The organism is Streptomyces sp. NPDC002776, from assembly GCF_053592195.1.
This window is the reverse complement of record NZ_JBSFVG010000001.1, coordinates 613,626-628,607: the sequence shown is the minus strand read 5'-3', so window position 1 is coordinate 628,607 and position 14,982 is coordinate 613,626. Positions and strand designations below refer to the sequence as shown.

General features: G+C 67.2%; 22 protein-coding genes. All 22 read left to right on the top strand.

Features of this window, described 5'->3' with window-relative positions; genetic code table 11:
- Positions 1–69 precede the first annotated feature (69 nt).
- The 22 genes from ACWD11_RS02885 to rpmD all read left to right on the top strand — a co-directional run bounded on the left by ACWD11_RS02885 (position 70) and on the right by rpmD (position 14,980).
- Positions 70–4,698, top strand: coding sequence for a DUF6531 domain-containing protein (locus tag ACWD11_RS02885; RefSeq protein WP_451280862.1), 4,629 nt, complete (start codon positions 70–72; stop codon positions 4,696–4,698).
- Positions 4,686–5,201: a hypothetical protein gene (locus ACWD11_RS02880; RefSeq protein ID WP_451280861.1), complete on the top strand. Its 516-nt coding sequence runs from the start codon at positions 4,686–4,688 to the stop codon at positions 5,199–5,201. Before ACWD11_RS02885 ends, ACWD11_RS02880 begins: the two co-directional genes overlap by 13 nt.
- A 445-nt stretch (positions 5,202–5,646) precedes the next feature.
- Positions 5,647–5,955: a 30S ribosomal protein S10 gene (rpsJ, locus tag ACWD11_RS02875; RefSeq protein WP_003948644.1), complete on the top strand. Its 309-nt coding sequence runs from the start codon at positions 5,647–5,649 to the stop codon at positions 5,953–5,955.
- 17 nt (positions 5,956–5,972) lie between these two features.
- Entirely contained in the window at positions 5,973–6,617 is a 645-nt protein-coding gene (gene rplC / locus ACWD11_RS02870; RefSeq protein WP_062706771.1) for a 50S ribosomal protein L3, read from the top strand.
- Between the two features lie 8 nt (positions 6,618–6,625).
- A complete protein-coding gene (rplD, locus tag ACWD11_RS02865; protein WP_389415427.1) occupies positions 6,626–7,282 on the top strand; it encodes a 50S ribosomal protein L4 in 657 nt (218 codons plus the stop codon).
- Positions 7,282–7,701, top strand: a complete 420-nt coding sequence (rplW, locus tag ACWD11_RS02860; RefSeq protein ID WP_389415426.1) for a 50S ribosomal protein L23 — start codon at positions 7,282–7,284, stop codon at positions 7,699–7,701. The genes rplD and rplW overlap by 1 nt, the downstream gene beginning before the upstream one ends.
- A gap of 38 nt (positions 7,702–7,739) precedes the next feature.
- Positions 7,740–8,576 (top strand): 50S ribosomal protein L2, encoded by an 837-nt coding sequence (gene rplB / locus ACWD11_RS02855; RefSeq protein WP_059192905.1) that lies wholly within the window; start codon positions 7,740–7,742, stop codon positions 8,574–8,576.
- A gap of 12 nt (positions 8,577–8,588) precedes the next feature.
- Positions 8,589–8,870, top strand: coding sequence for a 30S ribosomal protein S19 (gene rpsS, locus ACWD11_RS02850; protein ID WP_003992359.1), 282 nt, complete (start codon positions 8,589–8,591; stop codon positions 8,868–8,870).
- A gap of 44 nt (positions 8,871–8,914) precedes the next feature.
- A complete protein-coding gene (rplV, locus tag ACWD11_RS02845) occupies positions 8,915–9,262 on the top strand; it encodes a 50S ribosomal protein L22 (protein ID WP_003974262.1) in 348 nt (115 codons plus the stop codon).
- Complete coding sequence (gene rpsC / locus ACWD11_RS02840) at positions 9,262–10,089, top strand: 30S ribosomal protein S3 (protein WP_250070974.1); 828 nt, start codon at positions 9,262–9,264, stop codon at positions 10,087–10,089. Before rplV ends, rpsC begins: the two co-directional genes overlap by 1 nt.
- Positions 10,090–10,094: 5 nt before the next feature.
- Complete coding sequence (gene rplP / locus ACWD11_RS02835) at positions 10,095–10,514, top strand: 50S ribosomal protein L16 (protein WP_004927269.1); 420 nt, start codon at positions 10,095–10,097, stop codon at positions 10,512–10,514.
- Complete coding sequence (rpmC, locus tag ACWD11_RS02830) at positions 10,514–10,738, top strand: 50S ribosomal protein L29 (RefSeq protein WP_030831683.1); 225 nt, start codon at positions 10,514–10,516, stop codon at positions 10,736–10,738. The genes rplP and rpmC overlap by 1 nt, the downstream gene beginning before the upstream one ends.
- Positions 10,735–11,019: a 30S ribosomal protein S17 gene (gene rpsQ, locus ACWD11_RS02825; protein WP_004984524.1), complete on the top strand. Its 285-nt coding sequence runs from the start codon at positions 10,735–10,737 to the stop codon at positions 11,017–11,019. The genes rpmC and rpsQ overlap by 4 nt, the downstream gene beginning before the upstream one ends.
- 126 nt (positions 11,020–11,145) lie before the next feature.
- The gene (rplN, locus tag ACWD11_RS02820; RefSeq protein ID WP_003998823.1) at positions 11,146–11,514 is read left to right on the top strand and encodes a 50S ribosomal protein L14; all 369 of its coding nucleotides are present in this window, start codon (positions 11,146–11,148) and stop codon (positions 11,512–11,514) included.
- Between the two features lie 2 nt (positions 11,515–11,516).
- On the top strand, positions 11,517–11,840 hold the full coding sequence (rplX, locus tag ACWD11_RS02815; protein ID WP_053674523.1) for a 50S ribosomal protein L24: 324 nt from the start codon (positions 11,517–11,519) through the stop codon (positions 11,838–11,840).
- Positions 11,840–12,397 (top strand): 50S ribosomal protein L5, encoded by a 558-nt coding sequence (gene rplE / locus ACWD11_RS02810; RefSeq protein WP_250070976.1) that lies wholly within the window; start codon positions 11,840–11,842, stop codon positions 12,395–12,397. The genes rplX and rplE overlap by 1 nt, the downstream gene beginning before the upstream one ends.
- A 5-nt stretch (positions 12,398–12,402) precedes the next feature.
- The gene (locus tag ACWD11_RS02805) at positions 12,403–12,588 is read left to right on the top strand and encodes a type Z 30S ribosomal protein S14 (RefSeq protein WP_003948630.1); all 186 of its coding nucleotides are present in this window, start codon (positions 12,403–12,405) and stop codon (positions 12,586–12,588) included.
- 213 nt (positions 12,589–12,801) lie between these two features.
- A complete protein-coding gene (gene rpsH / locus ACWD11_RS02800) occupies positions 12,802–13,200 on the top strand; it encodes a 30S ribosomal protein S8 (protein ID WP_015658459.1) in 399 nt (132 codons plus the stop codon).
- A gap of 24 nt (positions 13,201–13,224) precedes the next feature.
- On the top strand, positions 13,225–13,764 hold the full coding sequence (rplF, locus tag ACWD11_RS02795; RefSeq protein ID WP_389415425.1) for a 50S ribosomal protein L6: 540 nt from the start codon (positions 13,225–13,227) through the stop codon (positions 13,762–13,764).
- A gap of 3 nt (positions 13,765–13,767) precedes the next feature.
- Positions 13,768–14,151: a 50S ribosomal protein L18 gene (gene rplR, locus ACWD11_RS02790; protein WP_067018998.1), complete on the top strand. Its 384-nt coding sequence runs from the start codon at positions 13,768–13,770 to the stop codon at positions 14,149–14,151.
- Positions 14,152–14,189: 38 nt separating this feature from the next.
- Positions 14,190–14,798, top strand: a complete 609-nt coding sequence (gene rpsE / locus ACWD11_RS02785; protein ID WP_013001409.1) for a 30S ribosomal protein S5 — start codon at positions 14,190–14,192, stop codon at positions 14,796–14,798.
- Positions 14,798–14,980, top strand: coding sequence for a 50S ribosomal protein L30 (rpmD, locus tag ACWD11_RS02780; protein ID WP_053846785.1), 183 nt, complete (start codon positions 14,798–14,800; stop codon positions 14,978–14,980). Before rpsE ends, rpmD begins: the two co-directional genes overlap by 1 nt.
- The last annotated feature ends 2 nt before the right edge of the window (positions 14,981–14,982 follow it).

The following is a 14,982-nucleotide window of genomic DNA, read 5'->3' as shown; positions in this document are numbered from 1 at the left end:
GGGCCCCTTTGCCGTATGTTCCCGTGTGCATACGGTTGTTGGTGGTGCGTACGTGACGGGGGTTGCGGTATGGCGGGGCATCGGCCCACGGATTGGCATGTCCTGGATCTGGAGGGTGATCCGGTGCCGGGGGATCCGCAGCAGGTGCGGCAGCTGGCGAAGAAGTTGCATGACTTCGCGGATGACGTGTCGGATGCGTTGCGTCTGGTGAAGGGGATGGCGGGGGAGGGCACGCTCGCGGAGTGGGCGGGTAAGTCGGCTGATGTCTTCAAGGAGGACTTCGCCGATGTGCCGAAGAATCTGAAGAAGCTGAAGTCGTCGTACGAGTTGTGCGGTGATGCGCTGGCGGATTACTGGCCGAAGCTGGAGCGGGCGCAGGCGTTGGCGGACCGGGCGCTGGCGCGGGGGCGGGAGGCTCGGTCGGATCTGGCGTCGGCCAAGTCGCGGCTGTCGACGGCTGATTCGTGGGTGACGCGGGCGGGGAAGGAAGCCGACAAGTACAAGGACGATCCCACGGGCAGTAGGGCGGCGGATAAGCCGGATGAGGCGAAGGTCCGTGCGGCGACGCGGGACGTCCAGCAGGCGGAGTCCGCGCAGGCGACCGCCCGTGGTGATGTGGCGGATGCGCAGGGTGCGTTGGATGCGGCGAAGAAGATGGCCGAGGACGCGCGCAAGATGCGTGAGGAGGCGGCCAGGACCGCGAAGACGAAGATTGATGAGGCGTCGGACGCGGGGATTCAGAACCGGTCGTGGTGGGAGGACATCGGGGACTGGTTCGTCGACAACTGGGACACGATCGTCGCGGTGTGCAAGGTCGTCGTGGCGGTGGTGGGTGTGATCGCGCTGATCATCGGGGGGCCGATCCTGGCTGCGATCGTGCTGGTGGCCGCGCTCGTGGTGCTTGCGGACACGCTCTACAAGTATTCGCAGGGCCGGGCGTCCCTATGGGATGTGGGGCTGGCCGCGCTGGACTGCATACCGGGTATGAAGGGGCTCACCACCCTCGGCGGGCTCGCCAAGGGCCTCAAAGCCGCCGGGAAGGTCGGGCTCAAGGGCATGGCGGCGGGCGTCAAGGGGCTCGGCAGGTCGCTCAGAGGCGGTGCGGGCAGCCTCGTGAAGCGAGCCAAGGCGCTCGCGGGGCGCTGCCCGGGCGGTGACCCCATCGACATGGTCACCGGCGAGATGCTGATGTACGACACGGACGTCGAACTGCCCGGGGTCCTGGCGCTGGCGCTGAAGCGCACCCATATCTCCACGTACCGGGAAGGACGCTGGTTCGGCAGGTCATGGGCGTCCACGCTCGACGAGCGCGTCGAACTCGACGACCAGGGTGTGCTGTTCGCCGCCGAGGACGGCATGATCCTCGCCTATCCCGTGCCCGCCCCCGGTGAGCCCACCATGCCGCTGGAGGGCCCCCGCTGGCCGCTGGAGTGGGAGGGGCCGCACCACGGCACCCTGCGCGTCCACGACCCCGCCCTCGGCGTCACACGTCACTTCGCGGTGGTCACCGAGCCGTTGCCGGACATGCCGTACACCCTGGCCCTGTCCGCCATCACGGACCGCAACGACAACCGCATCGACATTGACCGGGGCGCCGACGGCACCCCGGTCGCGGTACGGCACTCCGGCGGGTACCACATCGAGGTCGACACGGCGGACGGCCTGGTGACGGGGCTGCGGCTGCGCGACCGTGCCGCGGCTGACGGCACGACGACGGTGCGTCGGTACGCGTACTCGGCGGACCGGAACCTCACCGAGATCCACAACTCCTCAGGACTGCCGCTCCGGCTCACCTACGACGACCGGGCACGTGTCGTCTCCTGGACCGACCGCAACGGCAGCTGGTACCGGTTCACCTACGACGGCGCGGACCGCTGCGTGGCGGGGCAGGGCGCCGACGGCTACCTCGACTGCGTGATCGGCTACGACACCGCCCGGCGCCGCACGACCTACACGAACTCGCTCGGACATTCCCTCCGGTACGAGTACAACGAGCTGTTGCAACTCGTCCGGGTGACCGACCCCCTGGGCCGCCGGGAGTCGCTCGCGTGGGACCGGCACGGCCGGCTCCTCAAGCAGACCGACCCGGTGGGACGGGAGACGACGTACACCTACGACGACGCCGGCAACGTCACGTCGATCACCGGCCCCGACGGCCGCCGGGCCAGTGCCGAGTACAACCAGTGGCACCTGCCGGTCAGGACCGTCGGTGGCGACGGGGCCGTGCGCACCTACGCCTACGACGAGCGCGGGAACCGTACGTCCGTGGTGGAGCCGGGAGGCGCCGAGACCGCCTTCCGGTACGGCCCCGCGGGCGCCCTTGTCGCCATCACCGATCCCCTGGGGGCGACGGTGTCCCTGGTGCCGAACGCCGCCGGCCTGCCGGTGCGGGTCACGAGTGCCACCGGTGCGGCCGTCGAGTACACCCGGGACGCGTTCGGCCGCGTCGACACCGTGACGGATCCGCTGGGCGGCATCACCCGGATCTCCTGTACGCCGGAGGGCAGGCGGAGGGAGCGGGTCGCGGCCGACGGCAGCAGGGAGTCCTGGACCTGGGACGCGGAGGGCAACCTCCTCGCGTACACGGACGCCGCCGGGGCGACGACCGTGTCGACGTACTCCCACTTCGACCTCCTGGTGAGCAGGACCGACCCCGCGGGCGCCACCCTGCGCTTCGCGCACGACACCGAGCTGCGGCTCACCTGCGTCACCGACGCGCACGGGCTCACCTGGACCTACACCTACGACGCGGCGGGCCACCTGGTCGCGGAGCGGGACTTCGACGGGCGCCGGATCGGCTACGTGCGCGACGAGGTGGGCCGGCTGGTCCGGCAGGTCAACGGCGCCGGAGAGACGGTCGAGTACCTGCGTGACGTGGTCGGCAACGTCGTCGAGAAGCGAGCCGGGGACGCCACCACGGTGTTCCGGTACGACGAGGCCGGGCTGCTGGCGGAGGCCCGCTCGCCCGGCGTCCACCTCACCTTCGCGCACGACGAGTACGGGCGGGTCACGGAGGAGACCGTCAACGGACGGACCAGCAGCTTCCGCTACGACCTGGCCGGCCGCCGCACGGCCCGCGTCACCCCCTCCGGAGCGCTGAGCAACTGGTCCTACACCCCCGACGGACAGCCCCGGGAGCTCGCGGCCTTCGACCACGCCCTGCACTTCACCCACGACGCCGCGGGCCGGGAGACGGAGATCAGGCTCGGCGACCGGCCGGCGGTGCGGCAGACCTGGGACGGGCTGCACCGCATGCGTCGGCAGACCGTCGTCACGGAGGCGGCCTTCGTCGACCGTGAGTACGTCCACGGCCCCACCGGCCCCGTCGAGGAGATCGACGCCCTGGACGGCAGCACGCGCTACGCCCTGGACGCGGTGGGCCGGCCCGTCGCGGTCGGGGCACGGTCGGGGACCGAGCACTACGCCTACGACACCGGCGGCCGGCTGGTCGCCTCCGGCCGGGAGCGGCCGGACGGTGCCGGTGAGGAACCCGAGCAGCGGTTCGAGTACTCCGGCAACCGGCTGAGGCAGGCGGGACGGACCGGCTACGAGTACGACGCCCAGGGCCGGGTGGTCCGCCGTACCCGGAGAACGCTGTCGGGCCGGCGTAAGACCTGGACGTACAGCTGGAACGCGGAGGACCGGCTGACGGGTCTGGTCACCCCGGACGGGACGACCTGGCGCTACGCCTACGACCCCCTCGGGCGCCGGATATCGAAGGAACGCCTGGATTCCGCCGGGGAAGTCGCTGAGGCCGTCTTCTTCGTCTGGGACGGCAGCCGACTGGCGGAGGAGATACACGACCGCGGAGCCGGTGACCGTACCAGCGTCACCTGGGAGTACGCCCCCGACAGTCATCGCCCGGTGGCGCAGAGCACCCGTGAATGGCTCCGCGACGCTCCGCAGGACGAGGTGGACCGGAGATTCCGGCTCATCGTGAGCGATCTCGCGGGCAGTCCCCGTGAATTGCTTTCCCCGGAAGGCGCGGCGGTCTGGAAGAACAGATCGAGCCTGTGGGGAGAACCATGGGAATTCTCCGAATCGGAAGAATCCTGTCGGCTTCGGTTCCCCGGCCAGTACGTCGACACCGAGAGCGAACTCCACTACAACTGCTTCCGCTACTACGACCCGTACACCTCCCGGTACCTCTCGCCCGACCCCCTCGGGCTCGCCGCGGGCCCCGACCACTACGCGTACGTGGTCAATCCGCTGGTCTGGTCCGACCCGCTGGGTCTGCAGACCTGCCCCACCTTCAAGGGGCTCGCCTGGCTGACCGACAAGATGCTCAAGCGCCCCTCGTTCAGGTACCAGCGGGTCGTGTCCGGCGTGGACTACGAGCAGATCTGGAAGCTCTCCAACGGCCGGGAAGTCCATGTGGACGGCGGCCCCACGAACGGCTGGATCATGGAGGCGAAGTTCACCGGCGGACGGGAGAGCGAGTGGGCCAAGTCCGCCTACAACCCCGAAAGCTCCTTCTACAAGGAGCAGAAAATCACCGACCAGGCCGCCAAGCTGCTGAAGCTGAATGAAGAACTCGGCGGGAAAGGCGTGCGCTATGCCATATCGAATGAAGCGGGTGCGGCGCATTTCCGAGAAGTGCTCGGCACGCATTTCCCGGAGGCAATGGCAAATGGTACGCTGGCGGTCTTTCATGTGCCCGGCAATGGTATGAGCGGAATGAGTAAATGGTTGACGTAAGCGCGGAAGTGGGTCGACTGTCCGAACTCGACGAACTCACCGGCCCCGCGGCGGCCGCGGTGCTCGAGGCGGCGGGCTGGACGGGCGAGCGCAGGAATCCGGCGAAGGAATGGGCGACGACCTGGCGGCGCGAGGACGCGCACGCGTGGATCCAGGGCGACGGGCCGTCCGTGCAGGTTGAGTTCACGCTCTGGTACCGGGAGGTCGAGGAGGAGTGGCCGGACCCGGACACCTACCTCGACGACCTGTACGACACCGCCTCGGCCGAACTTCCGCGCATCGCCGCCCAGCTGGAATCCGGCGCCCTGGGGGCCCGGCTGGAAAGCTCCGACGAGGATCTGACCGACGGCGCGGACTACATCGACCACACCGCCTGGCTGCTCTCCGACAAGGTCCTGCTGGCCGGTGTCAAGCACGACGACACCGAAGCGCCGGTCCAGTTGGTCGTGGTGGTGCGCGACCGCGGCGAGGGCGTGGAGGGCGACGAGGGGGAGTGGCTCTGACGGCTCTGCCCGCGGGGCTCCGGGCCGCCGGTGTTTGACCTGCGTCACTCCCGGGGTATTGTCTCCGGCTCGATTGGCCAGGCGGCTGCCCCATATGGCAGACTGTCGGAGTTGCTCGGTCGAGTGTTGATGCTGCGCGCCTCCCGCCGGGAGGACTGGAAGCAAGTCCCACGGTACTCGTCGCCTTAACTGCCGCAAGGCAGCGCTGGGGCGGACGTACGGGAATCTTCCGGGAAGTGTGGTGCGGCACCGACCAGGCGCCCGGTGGGCTTCTCGCCCTCGGCCTGCGGTTCCGGAAGGACCGTGTGCATTCCCAGCAGGGATGTTCGAACAAGGGACATCTGTGTCAGCGGGAGCGCGACACGCCCGACCGCGTGGGGCGGAGAGTGAGGGACAGGAACACCGGGTTCCAGAGCGTTACGAGACAAAGGACTACTGAGTAGCCATGGCGGGACAGAAGATCCGCATCCGGCTCAAGGCCTACGACCACGAGGTCATCGACTCTTCGGCGAAGAAGATCGTCGAGACGGTGACTCGCACTGGTGCGTCGGTCGCGGGCCCGGTGCCGCTGCCCACTGAGAAGAACGTGTACTGCGTCATCAAGTCGCCGCACAAGTACAAGGACTCGCGCGAGCACTTCGAGATGCGTACGCACAAGCGCCTGATCGACATCCTCGACCCGACTCCCAAGACCGTTGACTCTCTGATGCGACTCGACCTCCCGGCCGGTGTCGACATCGAGATCAAGCTCTGAGGGTCGGTGATCTGAGAATGGCTAAGCAGATCAAGGGCATCCTGGGCGAGAAGCTCGGCATGACGCAGGTGTGGGACGAGAACAACCGTGTTGTTCCCGTCACCGTCGTCAAGGCCGGCCCCAACGTCGTGACCCAGGTGCGTACGAACGACGTCGACGGCTACGAGTCGGTCCAGATCGCCTTCGGCGAGATCGACCCGCGCAAGGTGAACAAGCCCCTCAAGGGTCACTTCGCCAAGGCCGACGTCACCCCCCGTCGTCACCTCGTCGAGATCCGCACCGCTGACGCCTCCGAGTACACGCTCGGCCAGGAAGTCACGGCCGAGGTCTTCGAGGCCGGCGTGAAGGTCGACGTCACCGGCAAGAGCAAGGGCAAGGGCTTCGCCGGTGTCATGAAGCGTCACAACTTCAAGGGCCTCGGCGCCGGTCACGGCACCCAGCGCAAGCACCGCTCTCCCGGTTCCATCGGTGGCTGCGCCACCCCGGGCCGTGTGTTCAAGGGCCTCCGCATGGCGGGTCGCATGGGCAACGAGCGGGTCACCACCCAGAACCTGACCGTCCACGCCGTTGACGCGGAGAAGGGCCTGCTGCTCATCAAGGGCGCGGTTCCCGGTCCGAACGGCGGCCTCGTCCTGGTCCGCACCGCGGCCAAGGGGGCCTGAGGTAACCGATGAGCACTGTTGACATCCTTTCGCCGGCGGGCGACAAGGCCGGTACCGTCGAGCTCCCTGCGGAGATTTTCGACGTAGAGAAGATCAGCGTCCCGCTGCTTCACCAGGTCGTCGTCGCACAGCTGGCCGCTGCCCGCCAGGGCACGCACAAGACCAAGACCCGCGGCGAAGTCCGTGGCGGTGGCAGGAAGCCTTACCGCCAGAAGGGCACCGGTCGCGCCCGTCAGGGCTCGACCCGCGCGCCGCAGTTCGCCGGTGGTGGCGTCGTGCACGGTCCCGTGCCGCGTGACTACTCGCAGCGGACCCCGAAGAAGATGAAGGCCGCGGCCCTGCGCCACGCCCTCACCGACCGGGCCCGCAACAACCGCATCCACGTCGTCTCCGGCGTCATCGAGGGTGAGACCCCCTCGACGAAGGCCGCGAAGTCGCTGTTCGGCAAGATCTCGGAGCGCAAGAACCTGCTCCTGGTCGTCGAGCGTGCCGACGAGGCCGCGTGGCTGTCCGCCCGCAACCTGCCCCAGGTCCACATCCTGGAGCCGGGCCAGCTGAACACGTACGACGTTCTCGTCTCGGACGACGTGGTCTTCACCCAGGCCGCCTTCGAGTCCTTCGTGTCCGGCCCGAAGGCCAATGACACCGAAGGGAGCGAGGCCTGATGGCTATCCGTCACCCCGCCATTGCCTCCAAGGCGGCCAAGGCCGCCAAGGCCGCCCGCGTCGCCAAGGCGCGTCGCCACGCCACGGAGGGCAAGAACACCGTCGAGACCCCGCTGAGCAAGTCGATCACGGACCCCCGTGACGTGCTGCTCAAGCCGGTCGTCTCCGAGAAGAGCTACGCGCTCCTCGACGAGGGCAAGTACACGTTCATCGTCGACCCGCGTGCCAACAAGACCCAGATCAAGGAAGCCGTCCAGGCGGTCTTCTCGGTCAAGGTCACCGGGGTCAACACGATCAACCGTCAGGGCAAGCGCAAGCGGACCAAGACGGGCTTCGGCAAGCGTGCGGACAGCAAGCGCGCGATCGTGACCCTCGCCGAGGGCGACCGTATCGACATCTTCGGCGGTCCGACCGCGTAAGCGGGTCGGATCGTCCGATATCGGACGAGGACTGAGAAATGGGAATCCGCAAGTACAAGCCGACTACGCCGGGCCGTCGTGGCTCCAGCGTCGCCGACTTCGTCGAGGTCACGCGGTCCACGCCGGAGAAGTCGCTGGTCCGCCCGCTGCACAGCAAGGGCGGCCGTAACAACGCCGGTCGTGTGACCGTTCGCCACCAGGGTGGCGGACACAAGCGCGCCTACCGCGTGATCGACTTCCGTCGTCACGACAAGGACGGCGTGCCGGCGAAGGTCGCGCACATCGAGTACGACCCCAACCGCACCGCGCGCATCGCGCTGCTGCACTACGCCGACGGCGAGAAGCGCTACATCCTCGCCCCGCGCAACCTGCAGCAGGGTGACCGCGTCGAGAACGGTCCCGGGGCCGACATCAAGCCGGGCAACAACCTGGCGCTCCGCAACATCCCGGTCGGTACCACGATCCACGCGATCGAGCTCCGTCCGGGTGGCGGCGCCAAGTTCGCCCGCTCCGCCGGTGCCTCCGTGCAGCTGCTCGCGAAGGAGGGCCAGATGGCCCACCTGCGCATGCCCTCCGGTGAGATCCGCCTGGTCGACGTGCGCTGCCGCGCCACCGTCGGCGAGGTCGGCAACGCCGAGCAGAGCAACATCAACTGGGGTAAGGCCGGCCGCAAGCGCTGGCTGGGCGTCCGCCCGACCGTTCGCGGTGTGGCGATGAACCCGGTTGACCACCCCCACGGTGGTGGTGAGGGCAAGACCTCCGGTGGTCGCCACCCGGTCAGCCCCTGGGGTCAGAAGGAGGGTCGTACTCGTTCGCCGAAGAAGGCTTCGAACAAGTACATCGTCCGCCGCCGCAAGACGAACAAGAAGCGCTAGGAGCGGGTTTAGATGCCGCGTAGTCTCAAGAAGGGGCCCTTCGTCGACGACCACCTGATCAAGAAGGTGGACGCCCAGAACGAAGCCGGCACCAAGAACGTCATCAAGACCTGGTCCCGTCGCTCCATGATCGTGCCGGCCATGCTCGGCCACACGCTCGCGGTGCACAACGGCAAGACCCACATCCCGGTGTTCGTCACCGAGTCGATGGTCGGCCACAAGCTCGGCGAGTTCTCGCCGACGCGCACCTTCCGGGGTCACGTCAAGGACGACCGGAAGTCGAAGCGCCGCTAGCAGCGGATCGCATTCAGACACGTAAGTAACTGAGAGGGACAACCATGGAAGCCAGGGCCCAGGCGCGGTACATCCGCGTCACGCCCATGAAGGCCCGCCGAGTGGTGGACCTGATCCGTGGCATGGACGCCACGGAGGCTCAGGCTGTTCTGCGATTCGCTCCGCAGGCAGCCTCAGTGCCCGTCGGCAAGGTGCTGGACAGCGCCATCGCCAACGCCGCGCACAACTACGACCACACCGACGCCGACAGCCTCTTCATCTCCGAGGCGTACGTCGACGAGGGTCCGACCCTGAAGCGGTTCCGGCCGCGCGCCCAGGGCCGTGCCTACCGGATCCGCAAGCGGACCAGCCACATCACCGTGGTCGTCAGCAGCAAGGAAGGAACCCGGTAATGGGCCAGAAGGTAAACCCGCATGGGTTCCGGCTCGGCATCACCACGGACTTCAAGTCCCGTTGGTACGCCGACAAGCTGTACAAGGACTACGTCAAGGAAGACGTCGCCATCCGTCGGATGATGACGTCCGGCATGGAGCGCGCCGGTATCTCCAAGGTGGAGATCGAGCGCACCCGTGACCGCGTCCGCGTGGACATCCACACCGCGCGTCCGGGCATCGTCATCGGCCGCCGTGGCGCCGAGGCCGACCGCATCCGCGGTGACCTCGAGAAGCTCACGGGCAAGCAGGTCCAGCTGAACATCCTCGAGGTCAAGAACCCCGAGACGGACGCTCAGCTGGTTGCTCAGGCCGTCGCCGAGCAGCTCTCCTCCCGCGTCTCCTTCCGCCGCGCCATGCGTAAGAGCATGCAGTCGGCGATGAAGGCCGGCGCCAAGGGCATCAAGATCCAGTGCGGCGGCCGCCTCGGTGGCGCCGAGATGTCCCGCTCGGAGTTCTACCGCGAGGGCCGCGTGCCCCTGCACACGCTCCGCGCGAACGTGGACTACGGCTTCTTCGAGGCCAAGACGACCTTCGGCCGCATCGGTGTGAAGGTCTGGATCTACAAGGGCGATGTCAAGAACATCGCCGAGGTCCGCGCCGAGAACGCTGCCGCCCGTGCGGGTAACCGCCCGGCTCGCGGTGGCGGCGGCTCCGACCGCCCGGCCCGTGGTGGCCGCGGTGGCGAGCGGCGCGGTCGCAAGCCGCAGCAGGCTGCCGGCGCCGAGGCCCCCAAGGCCGAGGCTCCCGCCGCCGCTCCGGCTGAGAGCACCGGAACGGAGGCCTGACCGTCATGCTGATCCCCCGTAGGGTCAAGCACCGCAAGCAGCACCACCCGAAGCGCCGTGGTCAGGCCAAGGGCGGTACGACGGTCGCGTTCGGCGAGTACGGCATTCAGGCCCTCACGCCGGCGTACGTGACCAACCGCCAGATCGAGGCGGCCCGTATCGCGATGACCCGCCACATCAAGCGTGGCGGCAAGGTCTGGATCAACATCTACCCGGACCGCCCGCTCACGAAGAAGCCTGCCGAGACCCGCATGGGTTCCGGTAAGGGTTCTCCCGAGTGGTGGATCGCGAACGTGCACCCGGGCCGGGTCATGTTCGAGCTGTCCTACCCCAACGAGAAGATCGCCCGTGAGGCCCTGACTCGCGCAGCCCACAAGCTGCCGATGAAGTGCCGGATCGTCAAGCGCGAGGCAGGTGAAGCGTGATGTCGGCCGGTACCAAGGCGTCCGAGCTGCGCGAACTGGGTGACGAGGAGCTTCTGGCGAAGCTCCGCGAAGCCAAGGAAGAGCTGTTCAACCTCCGCTTCCAGGCGGCGACTGGTCAGCTCGAGAACCACGGTCGGCTCAAGGCCGTCCGTAAGGACATCGCGCGGATCTACACCCTGATGCGCGAGCGTGAGCTGGGCATCGAAACGGTGGAGAACGCATGAGCGAGAACAACGTGACTGAGAACACAGAGGCCCGAGGCTTCCGCAAGACCCGTGAGGGTCTCGTCGTCAGCGACAAGATGGACAAGACCGTCGTCGTCGCCGTCGAGGACCGTGTGAAGCACGCGCTGTACGGCAAGGTCATCCGCCGTACGAACAAGCTCAAGGCCCACGACGAGCAGAACGCCGCGGGCGTCGGCGACCGCGTCCTCCTCATGGAGACGCGTCCGCTGTCCGCGACGAAGCGCTGGCGCGTCGTCGAGATCCTCGAGAAGGCCAAGTAATTCCCGTAAGGGAATTCCTTAAGCAAGGTATTCCTGCGGGGGTAATCCCGCAGGTCAGTTCCGCCAGGCTCGGGGCGGGGTCATGAGACCCCGCCCCGGGAACCGGCAGACAAACAGGAGATAGACGTGATCCAGCAGGAGTCGCGACTGCGCGTCGCCGACAACACTGGTGCGAAGGAAATCCTTTGCATCCGTGTGCTCGGTGGCTCCGGTCGCCGCTACGCGGGCATCGGTGACGTCATCGTCGCCACCGTCAAGGACGCGATCCCCGGTGGCAACGTGAAGAAGGGTGACGTCGTCAAGGCGGTCATCGTTCGCACCGTCAAGGAGCGCCGCCGTCCGGACGGCTCGTACATCCGCTTCGACGAGAACGCCGCCGTCATTCTGAAGAACGACGGCGACCCTCGCGGCACCCGTATCTTCGGCCCGGTCGGCCGTGAGCTGCGCGAGAAGAAGTTCATGAAGATCATCTCGCTCGCGCCGGAGGTGCTGTAAGCATGAAGATCAAGAAGGGCGACCTGGTCCAGGTCATCACCGGTAAGGACAAGGGCAAGCAGGGCAAGGTCATTGCCGCTTACCCGCGCGACGAGCGCGTCCTGGTCGAGGGTGTCAACCGGGTCAAGAAGCACACCAAGGCCGGTCCGACCGCTCGCGGTTCGCAGGCCGGCGGCATCGTCACGACCGAGGCGCCGATCCACGTCTCCAACGTCCAGCTGGTCGTTGAGAAGGACGGCAACAAGGTTGTCACGCGTGTCGGTTACCGCTTCGACGATGAGGGCAACAAGATCCGCGTTGCCAAGCGGACGGGTGAGGACATCTGATGGCTACCACCACCACTCCGCGTCTGAAGACGAAGTACCGCGAGGAAATCGCGGGCAAGCTGCGTGAAGAGTTCAAGTACGAGAACGTCATGCAGATTCCCGGCCTCGTCAAGATCGTGGTCAACATGGGTGTGGGCGACGCCGCCCGCGACTCCAAGCTGATCGAGGGCGCCATCCGCGACCTCACCACGATCACCGGTCAGAAGCCGGCCGTCACCAAGGCCCGCAAGTCCATCGCGCAGTTCAAGCTGCGTGAGGGTCAGCCGATCGGTGCCCACGTCACGCTCCGTGGCGACCGCATGTGGGAGTTCCTGGACCGCACCCTGTCGCTCGCGCTGCCGCGCATCCGCGACTTCCGTGGTCTGTCCCCCAAGCAGTTCGACGGTCGGGGCAACTACACCTTCGGTCTCACGGAGCAGGTCATGTTCCACGAGATCGACCAGGACAAGATCGACCGCGTCCGGGGTATGGACATCACCGTGGTCACCACGGCGACCAACGACGCTGAGGGCCGCGCGCTCCTTCGTCACCTCGGCTTCCCCTTCAAGGAGGCGTGAGCGAGATGGCGAAGAAGGCTCTGATCGCAAAGGCTGCTCGCAAGCCCAAGTTCGGCGTGCGTGGCTACACGCGCTGCCAGCGCTGCGGCCGTCCCCACTCCGTGTACCGCAAGTTCGGCCTGTGCCGCGTGTGCCTTCGTGAGATGGCTCACCGTGGCGAGCTGCCGGGCGTGACCAAGAGCTCCTGGTAGTCCCTGCTTTCAGGGATTCCGGAGTCTCTCGGTAAGCACTGGGCGTGTCAGGCGCCCTCCCCTTCATGGCTTAGGCTTGGAGGGTTGGGCGCCTGATGGTCGCCCGTACGACTTACTACGCCGTAGGTCCACCGCACCGCACCCGCCTCGTCTCGGATCGAGGAGAGGGATGGGCACCTGGAAACCCCGGCGAGAGAGGCCGAAGGCCAATTCATGACCATGACTGATCCGATCGCAGACATGCTTACGCGTCTGCGGAACGCGAACTCGGCGTACCACGACACCGTGGCGATGCCGCACTCGAAGATCAAGTCGCACATCGCGGAGATCCTCCAGCAGGAGGGCTTCATCACGGGCTGGAAGGTCGAGGACGCCGAGGTCGGCAAGAACCTCGTTCTCGAGCTGAAGTTCGGCCCGAACCGTGAGCGCTCCATCGCGGGCATCAAGCGGATCTCCAAGCCCGGTCTCCGGGTGTACGCGAAGTCCACCAACCTGCCCAAGGTGCTGGGTGGCCTCGGCGTGGCGATCATCTCCACGTCCCACGGGCTCCTCACCGACAAGCAGGCCGGCAAGAAGGGCGTAGGCGGAGAAGTTCTCGCCTACGTCTGGTAACGGAAGGGAACGGAGGAAACAGCTATGTCGCGCATCGGCAAGCTCCCCATCGCGGTTCCCGCCGGCGTGGACGTCACCATCGACGGCCGTACGGTGAAGGTCAAGGGCCCCAAGGGCGAACTGACCCACACCGTCTCGGCGCCGATCGAGATCGTCAAGGGTGAGGACGGCGTTCTGAACGTCACCCGCCCCAACGACGAGCGTCAGAACAAGGCCCTGCACGGCCTGTCCCGCACGCTGGTGGCGAACATGATCACCGGCGTGACCCAGGGTTACGTGAAGAAGCTCGAGATCAGTGGTGTCGGTTACCGCGTGACCGCCAAGGGCTCGAACCTCGAGTTCGCGCTCGGCTACAGCCACCCGATCACGGTCGAGGCCCCCGAGGGAATCGCCTTCAAGGTGGAGACCCCGACCCGTTTCCAGGTCGAGGGCATCGACAAGCAGAAGGTCGGCGAGGTTGCGGCCAACATCCGCAAGCTGCGCAAGCCCGACCCGTACAAGGCCAAGGGTGTCAAGTACGAGGGCGAAGTCATCCGCCGCAAGGTCGGAAAGGCGGGTAAGTAAGCCATGGCATACGGACAGAAGATCCTGAAGGGCGACGCCTACAAGCGCGCCGCGATCAAGCGCCGTCACATCCGGATCCGCAAGCGGATCGCCGGTACGGCGGAGCGTCCCCGTCTGGTCGTTACCCGCTCGAACCGCCACATCGTGGCCCAGGTGATCGACGACATCAAGGGTCACACCCTGGCGTCGGCGTCCACCCTGGACACCTCGGTCCGCGGTGGCGAGGGCGACAAGTCGGCCCAGGCCAAGCAGGTCGGAGCCCTGGTCGCCGAGCGTGCCAAGGCCGCCGGCGTCGAGGCTGTCGTATTCGACCGTGGTGGCAATCAGTACGCCGGGCGCATTGCTGCCCTGGCGGACGCCGCCCGCGAAGCCGGCTTGAAGTTCTGAGCCGTTCGTAGCTAGCGGAAAAGAGAGAGGTAAATCCAATGGCTGGACCCCAGCGCCGCGGTGGCGGTGCCGGTGGCGGCGAGCGGCGGGACCGGAAGGGCCGTGACGGCGGCGCAGCTGCCGCCGAGAAGACCGCGTACGTTGAGCGCGTTGTCGCGATCAACCGCGTCGCCAAGGTTGTGAAGGGTGGTCGTCGCTTCAGCTTCACTGCGCTCGTCGTAGTGGGCGACGGTGACGGCACCGTGGGTGTCGGTTACGGCAAGGCCAAGGAGGTGCCGGCCGCCATCGCCAAGGGTGTGGAGGAGGCCAAGAAGCACTTCTTCAAGGTCCCCCGTATCCAGGGCACCATCCCGCACCCGATCACGGGTGAGAAGGCTGCGGGCGTCGTCCTGCTCAAGCCTGCTTCCCCCGGTACCGGCGTTATCGCCGGTGGTCCGGTGCGTGCCGTGCTCGAGTGCGCCGGCGTGCACGACATCCTGTCGAAGTCGCTCGGCTCTTCGAACGCGATCAACATCGTGCACGCGACCGTGGAGGCCCTGAAGGGCCTGCAGCGTCCCGAGGAGATCGCGGCCCGCCGCGGTCTGCCGCTCGAGGACGTCGCTCCCGCGGCTCTGCTGCGTGCGCGTGCCGGGGCTGGTGCTGCGTAATGGCTCAGCTCAGGATCACGCAGACGAAGTCGTACATCGGCAGCAAGCAGAACCACCGTGACACCCTGCGTTCCCTTGGTCTCAAGGGCATCAACACGCAGGTCGTCAAGGAGGACCGCCCCGAGTTCCGCGGCATGGTGCACACCGTCCGCCACCTCGTGACGGTCGAGGAGGTCGACTGATC